This is a genomic window from Streptomyces sp. NPDC003016 (assembly GCF_053591455.1).
This window is the reverse complement of the sequence record NZ_JBSFTV010000014.1, coordinates 56,469-73,718: the sequence shown is the minus strand read 5'-3', so window position 1 is coordinate 73,718 and position 17,250 is coordinate 56,469. Positions and strand designations below refer to the sequence as shown.

Annotated in this window: 16 protein-coding genes; 6 read left to right on the top strand and 10 right to left on the bottom strand. The window is 72.5% G+C overall.

Annotation, left to right across the window (positions count from 1 at the left end; translation table 11 throughout):
- Nucleotides 1–43 precede the first annotated feature (43 nt).
- From ACWDZ4_RS14550 to ACWDZ4_RS14540, 3 genes are read left to right on the top strand one after another with little or no spacing between them, the layout of a single operon-like run.
- A complete protein-coding gene (locus tag ACWDZ4_RS14550; RefSeq protein ID WP_451508814.1) occupies nucleotides 44–706 on the top strand; it encodes a vWA domain-containing protein in 663 nt (220 codons plus the stop codon).
- Nucleotides 703–1,629 carry a protein phosphatase 2C domain-containing protein gene (locus ACWDZ4_RS14545; RefSeq protein WP_451508731.1) on the top strand — a complete coding sequence of 309 codons (927 nt, stop codon included), beginning with the start codon at nucleotides 703–705 and terminating at the stop codon, nucleotides 1,627–1,629. Before ACWDZ4_RS14550 ends, ACWDZ4_RS14545 begins: the two co-directional genes overlap by 4 nt.
- Complete coding sequence (locus ACWDZ4_RS14540) at nucleotides 1,629–2,963, top strand: protein kinase domain-containing protein (RefSeq protein WP_451508813.1); 1,335 nt, start codon at nucleotides 1,629–1,631, stop codon at nucleotides 2,961–2,963. Before ACWDZ4_RS14545 ends, ACWDZ4_RS14540 begins: the two co-directional genes overlap by 1 nt.
- A 58-nt stretch (nucleotides 2,964–3,021) precedes the next feature.
- Here the strand turns inward: ACWDZ4_RS14540 and ACWDZ4_RS14535 are convergent, their stop codons facing one another.
- The 6 genes from ACWDZ4_RS14535 to ACWDZ4_RS14510 all read right to left on the bottom strand — a co-directional run bounded on the left by ACWDZ4_RS14535 (nucleotide 3,022) and on the right by ACWDZ4_RS14510 (nucleotide 8,674).
- Nucleotides 3,022–3,351 (bottom strand): hypothetical protein, encoded by a 330-nt coding sequence (locus ACWDZ4_RS14535; protein ID WP_451508730.1) that lies wholly within the window; start codon nucleotides 3,349–3,351, stop codon nucleotides 3,022–3,024.
- Between the two features lie 40 nt (nucleotides 3,352–3,391).
- A complete protein-coding gene (locus ACWDZ4_RS14530; RefSeq protein ID WP_451508729.1) occupies nucleotides 3,392–4,816 on the bottom strand; it encodes a hypothetical protein in 1,425 nt (474 codons plus the stop codon).
- Between the two features lie 562 nt (nucleotides 4,817–5,378).
- The gene (gene msrB, locus ACWDZ4_RS14525) at nucleotides 5,379–5,783 is read right to left on the bottom strand and encodes a peptide-methionine (R)-S-oxide reductase MsrB (RefSeq protein ID WP_451508728.1); all 405 of its coding nucleotides are present in this window, start codon (nucleotides 5,781–5,783) and stop codon (nucleotides 5,379–5,381) included.
- Between the two features lie 16 nt (nucleotides 5,784–5,799).
- On the bottom strand, nucleotides 5,800–7,194 hold the full coding sequence (gene murC / locus ACWDZ4_RS14520) for a UDP-N-acetylmuramate--L-alanine ligase (RefSeq protein WP_451508727.1): 1,395 nt from the start codon (nucleotides 7,192–7,194) through the stop codon (nucleotides 5,800–5,802).
- A 42-nt stretch (nucleotides 7,195–7,236) separates the two neighbouring features.
- Entirely contained in the window at nucleotides 7,237–7,707 is a 471-nt protein-coding gene (locus ACWDZ4_RS14515) for an indole-3-glycerol phosphate synthase (RefSeq protein ID WP_451508726.1), read from the bottom strand.
- Between the two features lie 184 nt (nucleotides 7,708–7,891).
- Nucleotides 7,892–8,674, bottom strand: a complete 783-nt coding sequence (locus ACWDZ4_RS14510) for a pyrimidine reductase family protein (protein ID WP_451508725.1) — start codon at nucleotides 8,672–8,674, stop codon at nucleotides 7,892–7,894.
- Between the two features lie 37 nt (nucleotides 8,675–8,711).
- Between ACWDZ4_RS14510 and zapE the strand changes: the two genes are divergently transcribed.
- The 3 genes from zapE to ACWDZ4_RS14495 all read left to right on the top strand — a co-directional run bounded on the left by zapE (nucleotide 8,712) and on the right by ACWDZ4_RS14495 (nucleotide 11,857).
- Nucleotides 8,712–9,809, top strand: coding sequence for a cell division protein ZapE (zapE, locus tag ACWDZ4_RS14505; RefSeq protein WP_451508724.1), 1,098 nt, complete (start codon nucleotides 8,712–8,714; stop codon nucleotides 9,807–9,809).
- 45 nt (nucleotides 9,810–9,854) lie between these two features.
- The gene (locus ACWDZ4_RS14500; RefSeq protein ID WP_451508723.1) at nucleotides 9,855–10,280 is read left to right on the top strand and encodes an OsmC family peroxiredoxin; all 426 of its coding nucleotides are present in this window, start codon (nucleotides 9,855–9,857) and stop codon (nucleotides 10,278–10,280) included.
- Between the two features lie 128 nt (nucleotides 10,281–10,408).
- A complete protein-coding gene (locus ACWDZ4_RS14495; protein WP_451508722.1) occupies nucleotides 10,409–11,857 on the top strand; it encodes an alkaline phosphatase PhoX in 1,449 nt (482 codons plus the stop codon).
- A 41-nt stretch (nucleotides 11,858–11,898) separates the two neighbouring features.
- Here the strand turns inward: ACWDZ4_RS14495 and ACWDZ4_RS14490 are convergent, their stop codons facing one another.
- From ACWDZ4_RS14490 to ACWDZ4_RS14475, 4 genes are read right to left on the bottom strand one after another with little or no spacing between them, the layout of a single operon-like run.
- Nucleotides 11,899–13,404: an ABC transporter ATP-binding protein gene (locus ACWDZ4_RS14490; protein ID WP_451508721.1), complete on the bottom strand. Its 1,506-nt coding sequence runs from the start codon at nucleotides 13,402–13,404 to the stop codon at nucleotides 11,899–11,901.
- Nucleotides 13,401–14,603 (bottom strand): ABC transporter permease subunit, encoded by a 1,203-nt coding sequence (locus tag ACWDZ4_RS14485; protein WP_451508720.1) that lies wholly within the window; start codon nucleotides 14,601–14,603, stop codon nucleotides 13,401–13,403. The genes ACWDZ4_RS14490 and ACWDZ4_RS14485 overlap by 4 nt, the downstream gene beginning before the upstream one ends.
- Nucleotides 14,600–15,631 carry an ABC transporter permease gene (locus tag ACWDZ4_RS14480; RefSeq protein WP_451508719.1) on the bottom strand — a complete coding sequence of 344 codons (1,032 nt, stop codon included), beginning with the start codon at nucleotides 15,629–15,631 and terminating at the stop codon, nucleotides 14,600–14,602. Before ACWDZ4_RS14480 ends, ACWDZ4_RS14485 begins: the two co-directional genes overlap by 4 nt.
- Nucleotides 15,616–17,160, bottom strand: coding sequence for an ABC transporter substrate-binding protein (locus tag ACWDZ4_RS14475; RefSeq protein WP_451508718.1), 1,545 nt, complete (start codon nucleotides 17,158–17,160; stop codon nucleotides 15,616–15,618). The genes ACWDZ4_RS14480 and ACWDZ4_RS14475 overlap by 16 nt, the downstream gene beginning before the upstream one ends.
- Nucleotides 17,161–17,250 lie beyond the last annotated feature (90 nt).

Below are 17,250 nucleotides of genomic sequence, written 5' to 3'. Positions count from 1 at the left end.
CGGAGCACATGGAGTGAGTGTGAGCGACATCCCCGGCGGGCCGATGGCGAACCGGCCGGTCCATTTCATCTGGCTGCTGGACTGCTCGTACTCCATGCAGGGCGAGAAGATCGGCCAGCTCAATTACGCGATCCGGGAGGCGGTCCCGGAGATGCGGTCGGTCGCACACGACAACCCCGCGGCCCAGCTCCTGATCCGCGCCCTCACCTTCTCCACCACCGCCCAGTGGCTGGACAAGGACCCGGTGCCGGTCGACGACTTCACCTGGCAGGACGTCCAGGTCGACGGGATGACCAACCTCGGGGAGGCCCTGGAGGTGGTGTCGCGCGAGCTGCGGACGCCGCCGATGCCGCAGCGCGCGCTCAAGCCGGTGCTGGCACTCGTCTCCGACGGCGTGCCCACCGACGACTGGCGGGCCGGGCTGAAGGCCGTCGACGCCACTCCGTGGGGCAAGAAGGCGGTCCGGGTCGCGATCGCCATCGGCGCGGACGCCGACCGCGGCGTTCTCCAGGAGTTCCTCGGCAATCCCGAGCTGCAGCCGCTGGACGCCAACAGCCCCAAACAGCTCGCGGCCGCCATCCGGTGGGCCTCGACCGCCGCGGTGAAGGCCGCCTCGCAGCAGGTCGCGGGCGCCTCCGACGCGATGGTGAAGCAACCGCCGTACGCCCCGCCGGTGCTGGACGACGACGATGACGACGTGTGGTGAGCGAGTCCCGCATGTCGCACTGGGAGACGTTCGCCGAGACCGTCCCGGGCATCAACAAGCAGCGCAACCAGGACTGGTGCGCGGCGGAGGGGTGCGGTACCTCTCAGGAACCGCTGGTCCTGGTGGTCGCGGACGGGCACGGCTCGGCGGCGCACGCCCGCAGCGACGTCGGTGCCAGGTTCGCGGTCGACCTGTTCACCGCGCACGCCCGGGAGTTCGCGGCCTTCGCCAGGACCGAGGCCCCCGAAGGACCGCGCAGCCTCAGCCGGCTGATGAACTACGCCCGGCATGTCATGCCGCGCCGACTCGTCGCCCAGTGGCAGCGCGATGTCCTGGAGCACTGGGAGCGCCTGCGCGCCGAGACCTCGGCGACCGTGCAGGGCCCTGCCGGAACCACCGTTTCCACGCCCACCGACGGGCAGAAGATGCTGCTGTACGGAGCTACGCTGATCGGCGCCGTACTGACCCCGCAGCTGTTCGCGGCCTGGCAGCTCGGCGACGGCGAGTTGACGGTCGTCGAGTGCGACGGCGGGGTGGGCCTTCCGCTCGCCCCCGCGGAGGCCGACCTCGGGGACGAGACGGAGTCACTGTGCAGCCGCGAGGCCTGGCGACTGGTGCGGGTGCACTGGGCCCCGATCGTGGAGCAGGACCGTATGCCCCGGCTCATCGCCCTTTCCACGGACGGCCTGTCCAAGAGCTTCGCCTCGGACGAGGGCTTCGTCCAGTTCATGGCGGGCCTCGACCAGCGGCTTTCCGAGGAGGGGACCGAGAGCGTACGGGCCGTGCTGCCCGAGTGGTTGGCGAAGGCCGCGCAGCACTCGGGCGACGACACCACTCTGGCTGCCGGACGGCGGCCCGGGCGGCCCGCCGAAACGGACGGCCAGCACGACCAGCACGAACAGCGCGAACAGCGGAGACGATGATGACTGGCATGCTCGACAGCGGTACCCGCCTGACCGCCGACAACGGTGAGGAGGTCCAGGTCACCGAGATGCTCGGGGCCGGCGGCCAGGGCGAGGTCTACCGGGTCAGGACGCCGAGCGGCGACAAGGCGCTCAAGTGGTACTACCCCGCGTGCGCGACGCCCGAACAGGAGGCGATCGTCCAGGAGCTGGTGGACCGGGACTTCGACGACGACCGCTTCCTGTGGCCGACGGCGTATGTGCCGGGCGAACGGGCGGGCACGTTCGGCTACCTGATGGACGTCCGCCCCGACCGCTTCAAGGGCCTGCCCGCACTGTTCAGGCGGCAGCTGAACACCAAGCCGCGCGCACTGCTGGCCGCGAGCCTCTACACGGTCGAGGCGTACCAGGCGCTGCACTCCCGTGGCATCGCCTACCGCGACATCTCCTGGGGCAACATCTTCTTCGACCCGGCCAGCGGTGATGTCCTGGTCTGCGACAACGACAACGCCGTGGTGGAGGGCGAAAGCAGCGGCATCTCCGGGACCATGGAGTTCATGGCTCCCGAGCTGGTGCGCGGGGATCCGGGTGCCAGGCCGGGCACCCAGACCGATCTGCATTCCCTCTCCGTGCTGCTGTTCATGCTCCTGATGAACCACCACCCGCTCAAGGGCAGGCGGGAACTGGCCATCCACTGCCTCGACGAGGCCGCGGAGAAGAAGCTGTACGGAAAGCAGCCGCTGTTCGTCTTCGACCCGCAGGACCGCTCCAACGATCCCGATCCCGTGGAGCAGTCCACCGTCCTGCACACGTGGGCAGCGGCCCCCAAGGCCCTGCAGGACCTCTTCACCCACAACTTCACGACGGGGCTGCACGACCCGGCGGCCCGGGTGCGGGAGTCCCAGTGGCGGGACGCGCTGCGGGCCGTGCTCGACGCGGTCGTCGACTGCGCGCACTGCGGACGGCAGAACATGACCCAGCCCGAGGAGACAACGGCGGGGACCTGCTGGTCCTGCGGCAGCCCGCTGGTGCTGCCGCCCCGGCTGGTCCTCACCACTCCCCCGCCCCGCACGGAGCACCACGTCCGGTTGCACCGGGCGGCCCGCGTGCACGCCCACCATCTGGTGCCCGAGCCCGCGCGGCACGACTACAGCGATGCCACCCTCGTCGCCGAGCTGACCGAACACCCGCACAAACCGGGCAGGTTCGGCCTGGCCAACCGTTCCGGCACGGCATGGAACGGAACGCGCTCGGACGGCACGACGCAGCAGATCGCACCGGGCCAGACCGTGCCGCTGCGCTCCGGTCTCGCACTGGAACTCGGCGGGGCGCAGGCCGTCGTACGGTCGAAGTGACGTGTGCGGGGAGCCCTCCGGAGGAGGCTCCCCGCAGCACTCACAGCACTCACAGCACTCACAGGCCGATGACGCGCCCCAGTTCCTGCGCGAGCGCCAGGCCGCCGCTGCCCGCGGAGAGGCCCAGCGAGATCGTCTCCAGCGCCCGCCGGACCCGGCCCTGGTCGGCGGGGACCTGCTGCTCCTCGGCCCGCACCAGCTCGGCGCGCACCACCTCGGCCTCCGCGGCGAGCGCGGGCCTGTCTTCCGTACGCAACTGCCGTACGAGCTCGGTGGCCAGGCGCAACGCCTCGGCCGGGTCCGCACCGTGATGGTGGATCTCGATCTTCCCGCCGTCACCGAAATTGCTCGGCCCGGTGATCCCGCCATGAAAATTGAACGTGCTCATCCGTACTCCTGGTCGTCGAGGGCGTCGGGTTCCGTCGGGGTCAGGGCTGTCCGCCGCCGTATCCCGTGGCCCCGCCGGGGGCTCCGGTGGGCTGCGGGCCCTGCCCGTACGAGGTGATCTGGCCGTTGTTGCCGAAGTTGCTCTGCCCGGTGATGTCTCCGGAGAAGTTGTACGTCTGGGTGTTGATGACCTGCTGGGCCTGGTCGAAGGAGCTGGTGTCGACGTTGTGGTCCTTCAGGAACCGCTCCGTCGCGATCAGCACGCCCTGCTGCAGGCGGTGCAGGAAGTCCTGCGAGTCCGTGCGGTCGGAGTGGCCGAGCCGCTCCCAGGAGGCGACGCGTTCACGCAGGCTGTCGACGGCCCCGTAGTCGTACACGGCATGGCGCTTGCTGATCTCCTTGCGCCACTTCTCGAGCTCACGCGCCCTCCGGTTGCCCGCGGAGCCGCGCCGGTGGTTGCGCCCCGGCGCGCCGCGCAGCGCCGGCCAGGTCTGCCCGGTCGCGTACCGCACCAGGCTCCACCAGCGCTCGAAGCCGTCGACCGGCAGGTAGTCCACCCGGTCGTAGCGGTGGCTCACCGGCGGGATCGCGTAGGCCGCGACCTCCCAGGAGAGGCTGGGGTACTGCAGCCGGGCGCGCAGATGCATCGACACGATGACCCGGCCGCCCTCGCCGACCCGCTCCAGGCTCAGATAGGTGCGCATGCCGGCGCCCGGCCGGACCAGACCGGCCTGCACCAGCTGCTTGGGAATCCGCGCGCGCGGCCTGCCGAGGGGGTCCGGCAGCAAGTCCTCGCCCAGGTGCGGCACATGGGTACCCAGCACATACAGCCGGTTCTTGGCCCGCAGCCCTTCGAGACCGGCAACGCCGGCCATCTCCCTGGCGACGTACGTGTGCAGGTCGACGGCGTCGAAGGGCGTGATCGTCAGCTTGCCGCCACCCGGGGCTGCTGCTGGACGGCTGATGTCGATCGGCTGCCAGACCACCTCTTTGATCTTCGTGCCGCTGCCGACGAACGGATTGGTGCGTTCGGCGCTCGCCGTGTACGGCACGACATTGGCCCGCTTCAGCTCACGCAGCCGGTCCTCGGCCTCCCGCGGCGCCGGGGCCGCGAGGTCCTCGGGCTTCGCGCCGGCATTGCGGACCAGGAGCGCGGCCGTCCGGGCCCGGCTCTCCGCCGCGTGCACGAGCCACCAGGCGGCGCCGAGGACGACAAGCGCTCCGCAGCCGCCCACCGACCGCACGACGGTCGAGCCGCTGACCACTCCGTACAACGCGAGGAGAACCGCCGACCACAGTCCGCCGAGGAGCCAGGCCAGCCGGCGGTCCCGCGCGTCCGCGCGCGCGACCGCCGTCCGGGCGTGGCGCACCAGCGCCACCAGATTGACGCCGAGCGGCAGCCCGGTCGCGGTCATCCGGTCGGCTGTGAACTCCTCGTTCACCCGACGGGCGAAATCTTCGTCCACATATGTCGCGGCACACAGCCGCCGCGTCACCGCATCCTGCCGGTACCCCGGCAACACGGGTAACTGCCGGTTCGCCATTCACCCTCCCCGAGCGAGCGCCTCGCCCGCCTCACACTAACGGGCCCAACGGACGCTACCGTGGCCGGCAGGTACCCGGCGCACGGCCCGGCTCCGTACGCGCGCCGGACCCGCGCTCCCCGCACATGCACCCGGCGAGTTCGCCGGCCGGCTGCAACCGGCCGTGGTTCGGCTCTTGCGAGGGGCAGAGAAGCGGCCGGTTCATTTCCGACCCGAAAGCGGTCAGCACGCTCCGGATGCGGTATGCCAGGATGCGTTCACGGGCTCTCTCCCCTTGAAGACTTCCGTGAGCCTGTTGCGGCGGATGCGGGGAGCAGAGGACAAGCAGGGCCCCGGGCCCGCCCTCTCCCCCGCCGCCCGGGCCGGCTTCGTCTCGTACGCCGCCCAGGCCGGCTGACCGTTCACGCCGACGCGCCCCGCACCACCGGATCGTCTCCGGGGTGCGGGGCGCGTCGGCGTATCAGGTCCGGCCGGGCACCCGGCGTCAGGCGTCGGGGGTCAGCCGCAGCGAGATCGAGTTGATGCAGTACCGCTGGTCCGTCGGGGTCGGGTAGCCCTCGCCCTCGAAGACGTGGCCCAGGTGCGAGCCGCACTTCGCGCAGCGGACCTCCGTGCGGACCATGCCGTGGGAGGTGTCCGAGATCAGTTCGACCGCGTCCGTGTCCTTCGGGTCGTAGAACGACGGCCAGCCGCAGTGCGACTCGAACTTCGTGTCCGAGCGGAACAGCTCGGCGCCGCACGCCCGGCAGGAGTAGACACCGGTCGTCCTGGTGTCCGTGTACTCACCGACGAAGGCGGGCTCCGTGCCGGCCTGACGCAGGACGGCGTACTCGGCGGGGGTCAGTTCCGCCCGCCACTGCTCGTCGGTCTTTTCGACGTCGTACGACATGCTGCGCTCCCTCAGTTCAGTTCGACAGGCGGTCGAGGATCTGCGGACCGAGGTCCGTCACGTCGCCCGCGCCCATCGTGAGAACGAGATCGCCCGGCTTCGCCATTCCCGCGATCACGTCCGGGACCGTCGCCTTGTCGGAGACCGGCGTCACGTCGGCGCCCGCCGCGCGCGCCGCGTCGATGATGAGCGTGCTGGTGATACCGGGGATCGGGTCCTCGCGCGCCGGGTAGATGTCGAGGACGACCGAGGCGTCCGCGAGGGCCAGGGCCTGGCCCATCTCGGTGCCCAGCTCCTGGGTGCGGGAGAAGAGGTGGGGCTGGAAGACGACCAGGAGACGGGCGTCGGACGCCGCGCCGCGCATGGCTTCCAGGTCGGCGGTCATCTCGGTCGGGTGATGGGCGTACGAGTCGATGACCTGCACGCCGTTCGCCTCGCCCTTGAGCTGGAGGCGGCGCTTGACGCCGGTGTACTTGCCGAGGGCCGAGGCGAGGTTGTGCGCCGGGATGCCGAGCGCTACGCCCGCCGCCAGGGCGGCTACCGCGTTGTGGGCGTAGTGGCTGCCGGGGACCGAGACCGTGAAGGTGAGGTAGCGGCCGTCGAGGACGACCGTGACCTCGCTGGTCAGGCCGCGCGGGGTGACCTTGTGGACGCGTACGTCGGCCGACGGGGAGCCTCCGTACGTGACGACCTTCAGGGTGGAGAGGTCACGGAGGCGGGAGGTCAGTTCCACGGCGCCGGGCTGGTCCGCGGAGACGACGAGGGTGCCGCCGGGGACGACCTTGCCGACGAAGGTCTCGAAGGAGTCGTAGATCTCGTCCATCGAGGCGTAGTTCGCGTGGTGGTCCAGCTCGACGTTGAGGACGATCGCGACCTCGGGATCGTACTTCTGGAAGCTGCGGTCGCTCTCGTCCGCCTCGGCGACGAAGATGTCGCCGGCGCCGTGGCGGGCGTTCGTGCCCGGGCCCTCCAGGTCGCCGCCGATGGCGTACGACGGGTCCAGGCCCAGCTCGGTCAGGGCTACGGCCAGCATCGAGGTGGTCGTCGTCTTGCCGTGCGTGCCCGCGACGGCGATGGCGCGCGCGCCGCCCATCAGCGAGGCCAGCGCGTCGGAGCGGTGCACGACGGGGATGTCCAGCTCGGCGGCGCGGACCAGCTCCGGGTTGTCGGGGCGGATCGCGCTGGAGACGACGACGCAGGTCGCGTCGGCGGCCAGGTGCCCGGCGGCGTGGCCGATGTGGACCGTGGCGCCCAGCGCGCGCAGGGACTCGGCGGTGGCGGACTCGCGTGAGTCGCTGCCCGCGACCCGGGCGCCGCGCTGGGCGAGGATCTTCGCGATCCCCGACATTCCGGCGCCGCCGATGCCGATGAAGTGCGGTCGGTCCATGGCGGTGGGAAGGCCGGGTGCCATACGTATGTCTCCCAAAGTGTGACGTGTGAGCGGTGCCCCAGCCTATTCGTTGTGGGAGAAGAGCTTGAGCACCGGTACGCCGACCTTGTGACGGGCCCGCGAGGCCCAGTCCCGGTGGAAGAACTCCTCCACGTAGTGCGGCGCGGTCAGGACGATCACCTCGTCGGCCTCCGTCTCGGCCACGACCGACTTCAGGAGGTCCAGGGGATGCTCCGCGACGACCTGGCCCACGGCCTCGTGCCCCCGGGCGCGCAGCGTCTCCAGGGTCTTCTCCAGACCGCGCTCCGCGAGGGGCTTCGCCTCCTCGCCTCTGGGCTTGTCGGGCTCGCGGACCGCTTCGTCGACCCTGCCCAGCGCCACGTCGTCGATGGCGCGCAGGAGCACGTCCGCCTGGTCGCCGCGGGGCTGCATCAGGACGACGAAGGAGACGCCTTCGTCACCGTGAAGGGTGCTGACGAATTCCACGTCGACGGACGACAGGGGCTTCTCGATCATCAATACGCTCGTGAACACGACGGGCGCCCTTCTCTTCTTCTTGGGCTCTTCTTCTGGGGACGGCGCTTTCGGGCGGCGCCGTCGGCCCCCTGCGGAAACCATCCTTCCCGGTGCCCGCAAGGGGTCTGCGTAAGCACGCGAGCACGCACGTGACTAAGTGTGCCCGGCCGGAGCCAAGCGGAATAGGACATTCCGTCGATGGTCAGATCCGACGGTACTGGGTGAAAAGGAACCCGGCCTCTTCCAGTACGGACGCCAGTGCGAACCGTTCCGGAACCGCCACCCCCGGCCCGTCCGCGATCCGCTGCGCGCGGCCGGCGGTGAGCACGGGCGAGACGGTGAGGCAGAGCTCGTCGAGCACTCCGGCCGTGATGAACTGCGCGAGCAGCCGCGGCCCGCCCTCGGTCAGCAACCGGGTCAGCCCCCGCTCCGCCAGCGCCTCCACCGCGCGCGAGGGGTCCACCGCCGCGCCGTCCCCCACGACCAGGACCTCGGCCCCGGCCTCCCTGGCCGCGCGGACCCCGTCGAGGGGCGCCGTGGCGCCGGTCAGCACCAGGGTGGGGACGAGGGGCGACGTGAAGAGCGGAAGGGAGAAGTCGAGGTTCAGGCTCGCGCTGACCACCGCGATCGCGGGCGCGGGGCCCTGGCCCGCCGCCGCCCTGCGCGCCGCGAAGGCCTCGCGCGCGCGGGCCGGCCGGTACCCCTCCAGGCGTACCGTCTCCGCGCCGACGACCACCACGTCGGCGAGCGCCCGCAGCGTGCCGAAGATCCGCATGTCGGTGTCGGAGGAGATCGGCTGCGAGCGGCCCTCGTGCTGGGCGGCCCCGTCGAGCGAGGAGACCATGTTGGCCCGCAGCCAGGCTCCCGACGGGCCGCGCTCCTTCGGGTACGCGTAGGCGTCGGCCAGCTCGCCGAGTCCCCACTCGCCTTCGGCGGCGGAGGCGGCGGAGAGTGTCTCGTCGGTCACAGGGAACAGGCGTCGCATGCCGTGCAGTGTGGCACGGAGCCTAGACTTGAGCCCCGTGTCGTCCTCCACCGCCGCTCATGGGTCCGCCCCCATAGCCGAAGCGGCCCCCCTGTCCCTGTGCGCACGCGAGCCGCACGTCCCCGCCGACCGCCTGGTCGCCGAGATGGTGCCGCCGCCGCGCTTCGACTCGGTGCGCTTCGATACGTACGTACCGGACCCGAACCAGCCGAGCCAGACCGAGGCGGTCCGGGTGCTGAGCGCCTTCGCGGCCGGTCTCGGCGGGGCCTCGGCGGCCGGCGGGGGCAGGCGGCGCTGGTTCGAGTTCGGGAAGAAGCCCGCCGCGCCCGCCGCGCCGCGCGGCATCTACCTCGACGGCGGGTACGGCGTCGGCAAGACCCACCTCCTCGCCTCCCTCTGGCACGCCACGCCCGCGCCCCGCGAGCTCAAGGCCTTCGGCACCTTCGTGGAGCTGACGAACCTGGTCGGCGCGCTCGGCTTCCAGCAGACCGTGCAGACGCTGAGCGGGCACCGTCTGCTGTGCATCGACGAATTCGAGCTCGACGACCCGGGCGACACCGTGCTGGTGTCCTCGCTGCTGCGCAGGCTCGTCGAGGCGGGCGTCGCGCTCGCCGCCACCTCCAACACCCTGCCCGGCAAGCTCGGCGAGGGCCGCTTCGCCGCCGTCGACTTCCTGCGCGAGATCCAGGGCCTGTCGGCCCACTTCCGGCCGCTGCGCATCGACGGCGAGGACTACCGCCACCGCGGGCTGCCCGAGGCCCCTTCGCCGTACTCCGGCGCGGAGGTCACCAAGGCCGCGTACGCCACCGAGGGAGCCAGCCTCGACCACTTCCCCCTGCTGCTCGACCACCTCGCCAAGGTCCACCCGAGCCGGTACGGGGCGCTCACGGACGAGGTGCGGGCGGTCTGTCTGACCGACGTGCGCGCGGTGCCCGACCAGTCGACGGCGCTGCGGCTCGTCGTGCTCGCCGACCGGCTGTACGACCGGGAGGTGCCGGTGCTGGCCTCCGGACTGCCGTTCGACCAGCTGTTCAGTGAAGAGATGCTGAACGGGGGCTACCGGAAGAAGTACTTCCGGGCGATCTCCCGGCTGACCGCGCTGGCGCGCGACGCGAAGGGCCTGGTCTCCCAGTAGGTTTGGCCTGGATCTGGACCACCATCCGCGAGAAGGGCTTTCGACATGGCTGCAACGCGTCAGGCACACACCGTCTGGGAAGGCGACCTGTTCAAGGGCACGGGCACCGTGACCTTCGATTCGTCGGGCATCGGCGAGTACCCCGTCTCCTGGCCGGCCCGTACCGAGGAGCCGAACGGCAGGACCAGCCCCGAGGAGCTGATCGCCGCCGCCCAGTCCAGCTGCTACAACATGGCGTTCTCCAACGTGCTCGCCAAGGCCGGCACCCCCCCGACCCGCCTCGACACCAGGGCCGAGGTCACCTTCGTGCCGGGCGAGGGCATCACCCGCATCCACCTCACCGTGCAGGGCGAGGTGCCGGGCATGGACGAGGCGGCCTTCGTCGAGGCGGCCGAGGAGGGCAAGGCGAACTGCCCGGTCAGCCAGGCGCTGGCGGGTACGACGATCACGCTGAGCGCGTCGCTCGTCTGACCTGGGGCGGGCGCGTCCGCCGGACGCACCGGTCGAGGCGTTGTGGCCCGCATGGTTCACGCGAGATCACTTGCGTGGTACACACGTGCGGGTCACAACGTTCCTGTCCGCCAACAGGGAGTTACCTCATGACCTCATCGCCCGCATCATCCGCGCCCTCCACCCCCTCGGCGTCCGCGCCCTCCGCCTCCGCGTCACGCCGTCAAGTGCTGGCCCGCACGGGCGCCCTGGGCGTGGGCATCGCCTTCGCCGGGTCGCTGTCGGAGATCTTCGCCGGTACCGCCGCCGCCGGGGGGCTGGGCCGCAGCGGCTACGGACCGCTCGTGCCCGACCCGGCCGGGCTGCTCGATCTGCCCGAGGGCTTCCGCTACAAGGTCCTCTCCCGCGAGGGCGGCCCGCTGCGCTCGGGCGAGGGCGAGGTCCCCTCGAACCACGACGGGATGAGCGCCTTCAGAGGCCACCGCGGCCGCGTCCACCTCGTCCGCAACCACGAGAACCGGCACACCGCCAGGATCGGCGTCCCGACGGTCGAGGGTCTGACCTACGACCCGGCCGCCAGGGGCGGCTGTACGGTCCTCACCCTGGACGGCCGCAACAACGTCCAGGGCGAGCGTGTCGGCATCGCCGGTACGGCCGTGAACTGCGCGGGCGGGCCGACCCCCTGGAACACCTGGCTCACCTGCGAGGAGAACGAGGACAAGGCCGGCACCAACGGCTACACCAAGGACCACGGCTTCATCTTCGAGGTCGACCCGGCCGACCCGCACCGCACCGGCGCCGTCCCGCTCACCGCGATGGGCCGCTTCCAGCACGAGGCGGTCGCCGTCGACCCGAAGAGCGGCATCGTGTACGAGACCGAGGACGCGTTCGACCGGCCCTTCGGCCTCTTCTACCGCTTCCTGCCCGAGAAGCCGCTGGGCGGCACCGGTTCGCTGCGCGCGGGCGGCGCGCTGGAGGCGATGCGCGTTCCGGGCGTACCCGACCTGTCGGCGGTCCAGGAGACCGGCGCGAGCTTCGGCGGCGTCGAGTGGGTGCCCGTGCCGGATCCGCTGGCCGAGAAGACCCCGGTCCGGCTCCAGGACTTCGGCCGGAAGGGCGTCACGCACGCCCAGAAGCTGGAGGGCTGCTACTGGGGCGACAAGGCGGTCTACTTCGTCTCCAGCTTCGCGCGCAGCTCGGAGGGGTCGGCGGCGGACCACTTCGGGCAGGTGTGGAAGTACGAGCCCCAGAAGCGGCGCCTCACCCTGGTCGTGGTCTTCGGCCCGAGCACGGACATCCAGCTGCCCGGCGAGTCCCCCGACAACATCTGCCTCGCGCCCCGGGGCGGCCTGATGGTGTGCGAGGACGGCAACGGCGCGCAGCACGTGTACGGGCTGACGAGGCGCGGCGAGGTGTACGCGATGGCGCGCAACCGGCAGGAGATCACATCGGCCGCTGCCGCGGCGGGCGGCACGCCCGAGGAGCCGGAGTGGGGCGAGTTCGCGGGCGTCACCTTCTCGCCGGACTGCTCGACGATGTACGTGAACTGCTACACACCGGGCACGACGTTCGCCGTGACGGGCCCCTTCGACGGCTGAGCCGGACGGAGGCCGGGTGCGCGGCGGGTGCCTCGGGCGGTTCACCGGACGATTCCCGACCCCAGGATCTGCCGGGTCGGGCCCGACCCGACGGCCCGGCCTCCGGACAGCACGAGCAGGGTTTCGGTACGGCTCGCGACCAGGCGCAGGTCGTGGCTGATGAGGACCAGGGCGAGGCCGCGGCTTTCCCGCAGGTCTTCGAGCAGGTCCATGACCGAGTCCGCGGTCCTGTCGTCGAGGGCCGAGGTCACCTCGTCGCAGACCAGTACGTCGGGGTCGGCCGCCAGCGCGCGGGCTATGGACGCGCGCTGGCGCTGACCGCCGGAGAGTTCGTGCGGGTAGCGGCCCGCGAAGGCCGCGGGCAGGCCGACGTGGGCCAGCAGCTCCAGGACGCGTGCGGGGGCCTCGCGGCGGCCGGCCCGCTGGTGCAGGCGCAGCGGGCGGCCGAGGGTCTCGCCGACGGTGCGGCTGGGGTTGAGCGTGCCCAGCGGGTCCTGCGGTACGAGCTGGAGGCGCCGGCGCTGTTCGCGGGTGCGGGCGTGGGCGGCGGGGGCCAGGCGTACTCCGTCGAGGGTGACGGTGCCGCCGGTCGGGCGGTGGAGTCCGACGACGGCGCGCACGAGGGTGGTCTTGCCCGATCCGGAGGGGCCGACGATGCCCGTACTGGCTCCGGCGGTCACGGTGAGGCCGACGTCGTGGAGGACGGGGACGCCGCGACCGCCTCGCGCGAAAGCCGCGTGGAGGCCGGACACCGAGAGCCTCGGTCCGGCTTCGGGGAGCGGGCGGGGGGCGGCCCGGCGCGGGACGGGCAGTGGCGGGCCGGGCGACGGGACGGCGGTGTCCTGGGACAGGTCGACGACGTCGTCCGCGAAGCGGGCGACCAGGTCCGCGTCGTGGCAGGACAGGGCGACGGCGAGCCGGTGGCCGACCGCCAGGTGCCGCAGCAGCTCGGCGATCTCGTCGCGCAGCTGCGGGTCGAGCCCGGCGGTCGGCTCGTCGAGGAGCAGTACGGCGGGACGCCTGGCCAGCGCCCTGGCCAGCGCGACCCGGCGTTGCTGCCCCCCGGAGAGCTCTCCGGGGCGGCGCCCCGTGAAGGCGCGGTCCGTGGGCAGTCGGACCTCGGCGAGCAGCGCGCGTACCGCGTCGGGGCCGCGGTCGACGGCGACTTCGGCGAGCAGCCGGCGCACCTTCATCCGCGGGTTGAGTCCGGAGCCCGGGTCCTGGCCGAGGTAGGCGACGTGGTGACGGCGCAGGGCGCGCAGCGCGTCCGGTGCGAGGGACAGGACGTCCTGCCCGAGCGCCTCCACCCTGCCGCCGGTGCGCCGGGCTCCGGGCGGCAGTACGCCGGTCACGGCCCGCAGCAGCGTGGTCTTGCCGCAGCCGGACGGGCCGGTGAGCGCGGTGACGCGGCCGGGGCGCACCTCCAGGCTGCCGCCGTCCAGGAGCAGACGGCCGTCCGGTGCGGCGACGGTCAGGCCGGTCACCTCCACCGCCGTCCCGGAGGAGGGGACCTGGCCCTCGGGGTACCACTGGGGCATGTGGTTCACAGTGCGGTCACCGCTTTCCTGCCGGTCTGCGGAACGAGCGCCGAGGCCGCGAGGTTGACGCTCATGGCGAGGAGGCCGATGGCGATGCTGGGGGCCAGGACCGCCCAGGGGTTGAGGACGATGCCGCCCGCGTTCTCCCGGATCATCAGCGCCCAGTCGGCGGCGGGCGGCTGGGGGCCGACCTGGAGGAAGCCCGCGGTGGCGACGACGTAGACGGCGGCGACGAAGCGCAGTCCGAAGAGGGCGAGCAGGGTGGCGCGGAGGTTGGGCAGGACTTCGCGTACGACGAGATGCCACAGCCGTTCGCCGCCGACCGCGGCGGCTTCGATGTAGCCGGCGGCCGCGACGGGCGCCGCCGCGCCGGACACCAGACGTACCGCGTAGGGCACGCCCATCACCACGGCGGCGGCGATCACGGCGTACCGGCCGCCGCCGGGCCAGGCCAGTGCGATGAGGAGGATGCCGAGTACGGCGGGCAGCAGCATGAGGACGTCGGCGGCGCGTTCGACGATCCGGCCGACCGCCGGGCGCAGGGCGCCGACCGCGCCGAGCAGCGCGGCGGCGGCGGTGACGAGGACGGCGACGAGGAGCGAGGTCGCGATGAGTTCGCGCCCGCCCGCGAGGATGCGGGTGAGCACGTCGCGGCCGAGCTGGTCGCCGCCGAGCGGGGCCCCGCCGCCCGGTGCGGCGTACGGGGCGGTCACCGGGGTGTCGATGGCGTGCGGCGCGAGCCACGGCCCGACGGCGGCGAGGGCGACGAGCAGCAGCGCGGGGAGGACGCGCAGGACGACGCCCTTGCGGGGCCGGCGGCGCGGTACGGCCCGGGCGGGCCGGAACCGTCCGGGAGCGGGCGTGCCGGTGGACACCACGCCGACGGGCGGCGCGGCACCGGGCCCGGCCCCGGAGGGTGCTGCGTCGACGGGCGCTGCATCGATGGGTGGCGGCTCGACGGGCGGCGGCTCGGCGGGCCCGGCCTCAACCGGTGGCGGCTCGGGGCGGCCGGCCTCCTTCGCCGCCGCCCCGGTGGGCCCGGTCCCGGCCGGCACCGCCTTCGCGCGCCCCGCCTCGGTGTCCGGCACCTCGGTGGGCGGCGTATGGACCGGTGCGGGCTCGGGCGGTGTGCCGGCCGGTGTGTCCGGGAGTGCCCGCGCCGGGGGGAAGGGGCCGGACGGCGTCGGTGGTTTGCGGGCAGCGGTCATGTGCGGCCTCCGGACGCCCAGGCGCGTACGAGGTCGGCGAGCAGCAGTACGCCGGTGATGACGGCGCCCGTGACCGCCACGACCCCGGCGACGACCGGGCTGTCCCGGTCGGTGACGGCTCCCGCCAGCACCGAGCCGATGCCCGGGTAGTTGAAGATCGTCTCCACCACGACGGCGCCGCCCAGCAGCATGCCGGTCGAGGTGGCGATGCCCGCCGCGACGGTGGGCGCGGCACCGGGCAGCAGGTGGTGGGTGAAGACGCGGTGACGCGGCAGTCCGTCGATGACGGCGCTCTCCACGTGCGGGGCCTTGGCCTCGTCGGCCAGGGCGGCGCGCACGATGCGTGTGTTCCAGCCGACCTGCGGGATCGACAGGGCCAGTACGGGCAGGATGAGCATCTGCCAGGACGCGGGTGATCCGTCGGAGTCGGTCAGGGTGACGGCGGGCAGCCAGCCGGTCCACAGTGCGAAGACCAGGACGAGGGCCACCGCGACGACGAATTCGGGCAGCGCGAGGATGCCGGTGGCCGTCGCCGAGACCGCCCGGTCCGCACTGCCGCCGGGCTTGAGCGCGGCCCAGCAGCCCAGGCCGAGCGAGACGGCGAGGGTGAGGAGCAGGGCGAGGCCGCCGAGGAGCAGGGTGTTGGGGAACGGGCGGGAGAGCAGGTCGGCGACGGATTCGCCGCGGGCGGACGTGCCGAGGTCACCGGTGGGCAGGCCGGTCATCCAGTCGGCGAAGCGGCTGAGGACCGGCCGGTCGAGGCCGAGCAGTTCGCGCCGCCGCGCGAGGTCGGCCGCGCTCTCCCCGCGCTCCGAGGTCGCGTCGGCGGCGTCGCCCGGCAGGAGTTCGACGGCGGCGAAGACGGCGGCGAGCAGTACGGCGAGCAGCAGCGTCCGGCGGGCCAGCAGCGCGAGCAGGCCGCCCACCCGCCGCGCCCCGGCCGGCACGGCCTTGGCCGGCCGGGGCGGCTCCGGGTCCGGCCCGGCCGCCGGCCGCCGCGTCGCCGTACCGCTCAGCGGGCCAGCCATGTCCGCTCCAGCTGTACGCGTCCGTAGCCGGGCAGGGGCGGCAGGCCGCGCACCGGGGCCGCGGCGAGGTCGATGCCGTCGGCCACGCCCCACAGCAGGTAGCCGGATTCGTCGTGCTCGATCTGCTGGAGGTCGCGCAGCGCCTCGGCGCGCTCGGCGGCGTCCTTGGTGGCGGTGACCTTCCGGTACGCCGCGTCGAACTCGGCGTTCTCCCAGGCGGCTTCGTTCTGGCCGGAGCCGGAGACCATGGTCTTGCTGGCGAGGAAGACGACGGAGTCGTTGGTGCCCCAGTAGGTGACGTAGAGGTCGCCCTTGAGCCACGTCTTGTCCCAGAAGGTGGCGGACTCCTGCTTGACCACCTCGATCCGTACACCGGCCTCGCGGACCTGGGTGGCGAAGAGCGTCGCGGACTCGGCGAGCCCGGAGATGTCCTCGGTGGTCAGCAGTTCGTACGTCCTGGAGGTGTCGAAGCCGGCCTCCTTCAGCAGCTTCCTGGCCCTGGCCAGGTCGCGCCCGCGCTGCGGGATGTCCTTGGCGTAGGCGGGGTCGCCGGTGCCGAGGATGTCGTTGCCGGCCTTGCCGTAGCCGGACAGCACCTGCTTGACCATCGCGTCGCGGTCCACGGCCAGCTTCAGCGCCTCGCGCACCCTGGGGTCGGCGAAGGGGCCGGACTTCGTGCGCATGACGACGGGCATCGCCATGTCGTCGGGGCGGCGGACGACCTGGATGTCCTCGCGCTTCTCGGCCGTACGGGCGGCGACCGCGCCGACGTTGGAGGCGACGTCGATCTGTCCGGCGAGCAGGGCGTTGGACATGGCCTGCGGGGACTCGAAGATCTTGACCTCGACGGCGTCGAGGAGGACTTCGCCGCCGTGCCAGTCGTCGTTGCGTACGAGCCGGGCGTTGCCGGAGCGGAACCACTCCAGCTTGAACGGGCCGGTGCCCGGGGCCTTCCCGATGTCCTTGTCCTTCGTGCCCTTCGGGAGGACGAAGGTGGTCAGGCGCATGAGCAGGGGCAGTTCGGCGTTGGCGTAGTCCGAGACCAGCACGACGGTGCGGTCGCCCTCGGCCCTGATGCTCGCGGCCTCGATGCCGGGCAGCCGGGAGGCGCCGGAGGGGGTGGCGCGCAGCCGGCGCAGCGACCAGACGACGTCCTCGGCGGTGACCGGGGTGCCGTCGTGGAACGTGGCGCCCTCGGCGAGGGTGAAGCGCCAGGTCTTCAGGTCGTCCGACGCCTTCCAGCCGGTGGCCAGGCGCGGGGCGGTGTTGCTCTTGGCACCGGGGGCGGTCAGCGTGTCGTGGACGAGTGCGATGACGAGGTAGTCGCTCTCGTTGGCCTGGGTTCCGTGCGGATCACGCGTGATGGCGCCGGCCCGGCCGAGGGCGCCGATTCTGAGCGTGCCGCCCTTCCTGGGCTTGGCGTCCGCACCGGCGGATTCGGCCGAAGTACCGCCGTTCCCGGAGCAGGCGGCGAGGAACGCCGTCGTCACTGCCGCTCCGCCGGCCCACAGCACTTGACGCCTGTTCATTTCCACGTACGTCCTCGATCCGCTGAGCCCTGGACAATCTTTTAGGTTTGCCTACCCTAATTACTTATGTCGCCGCAACCCCACTCGGCC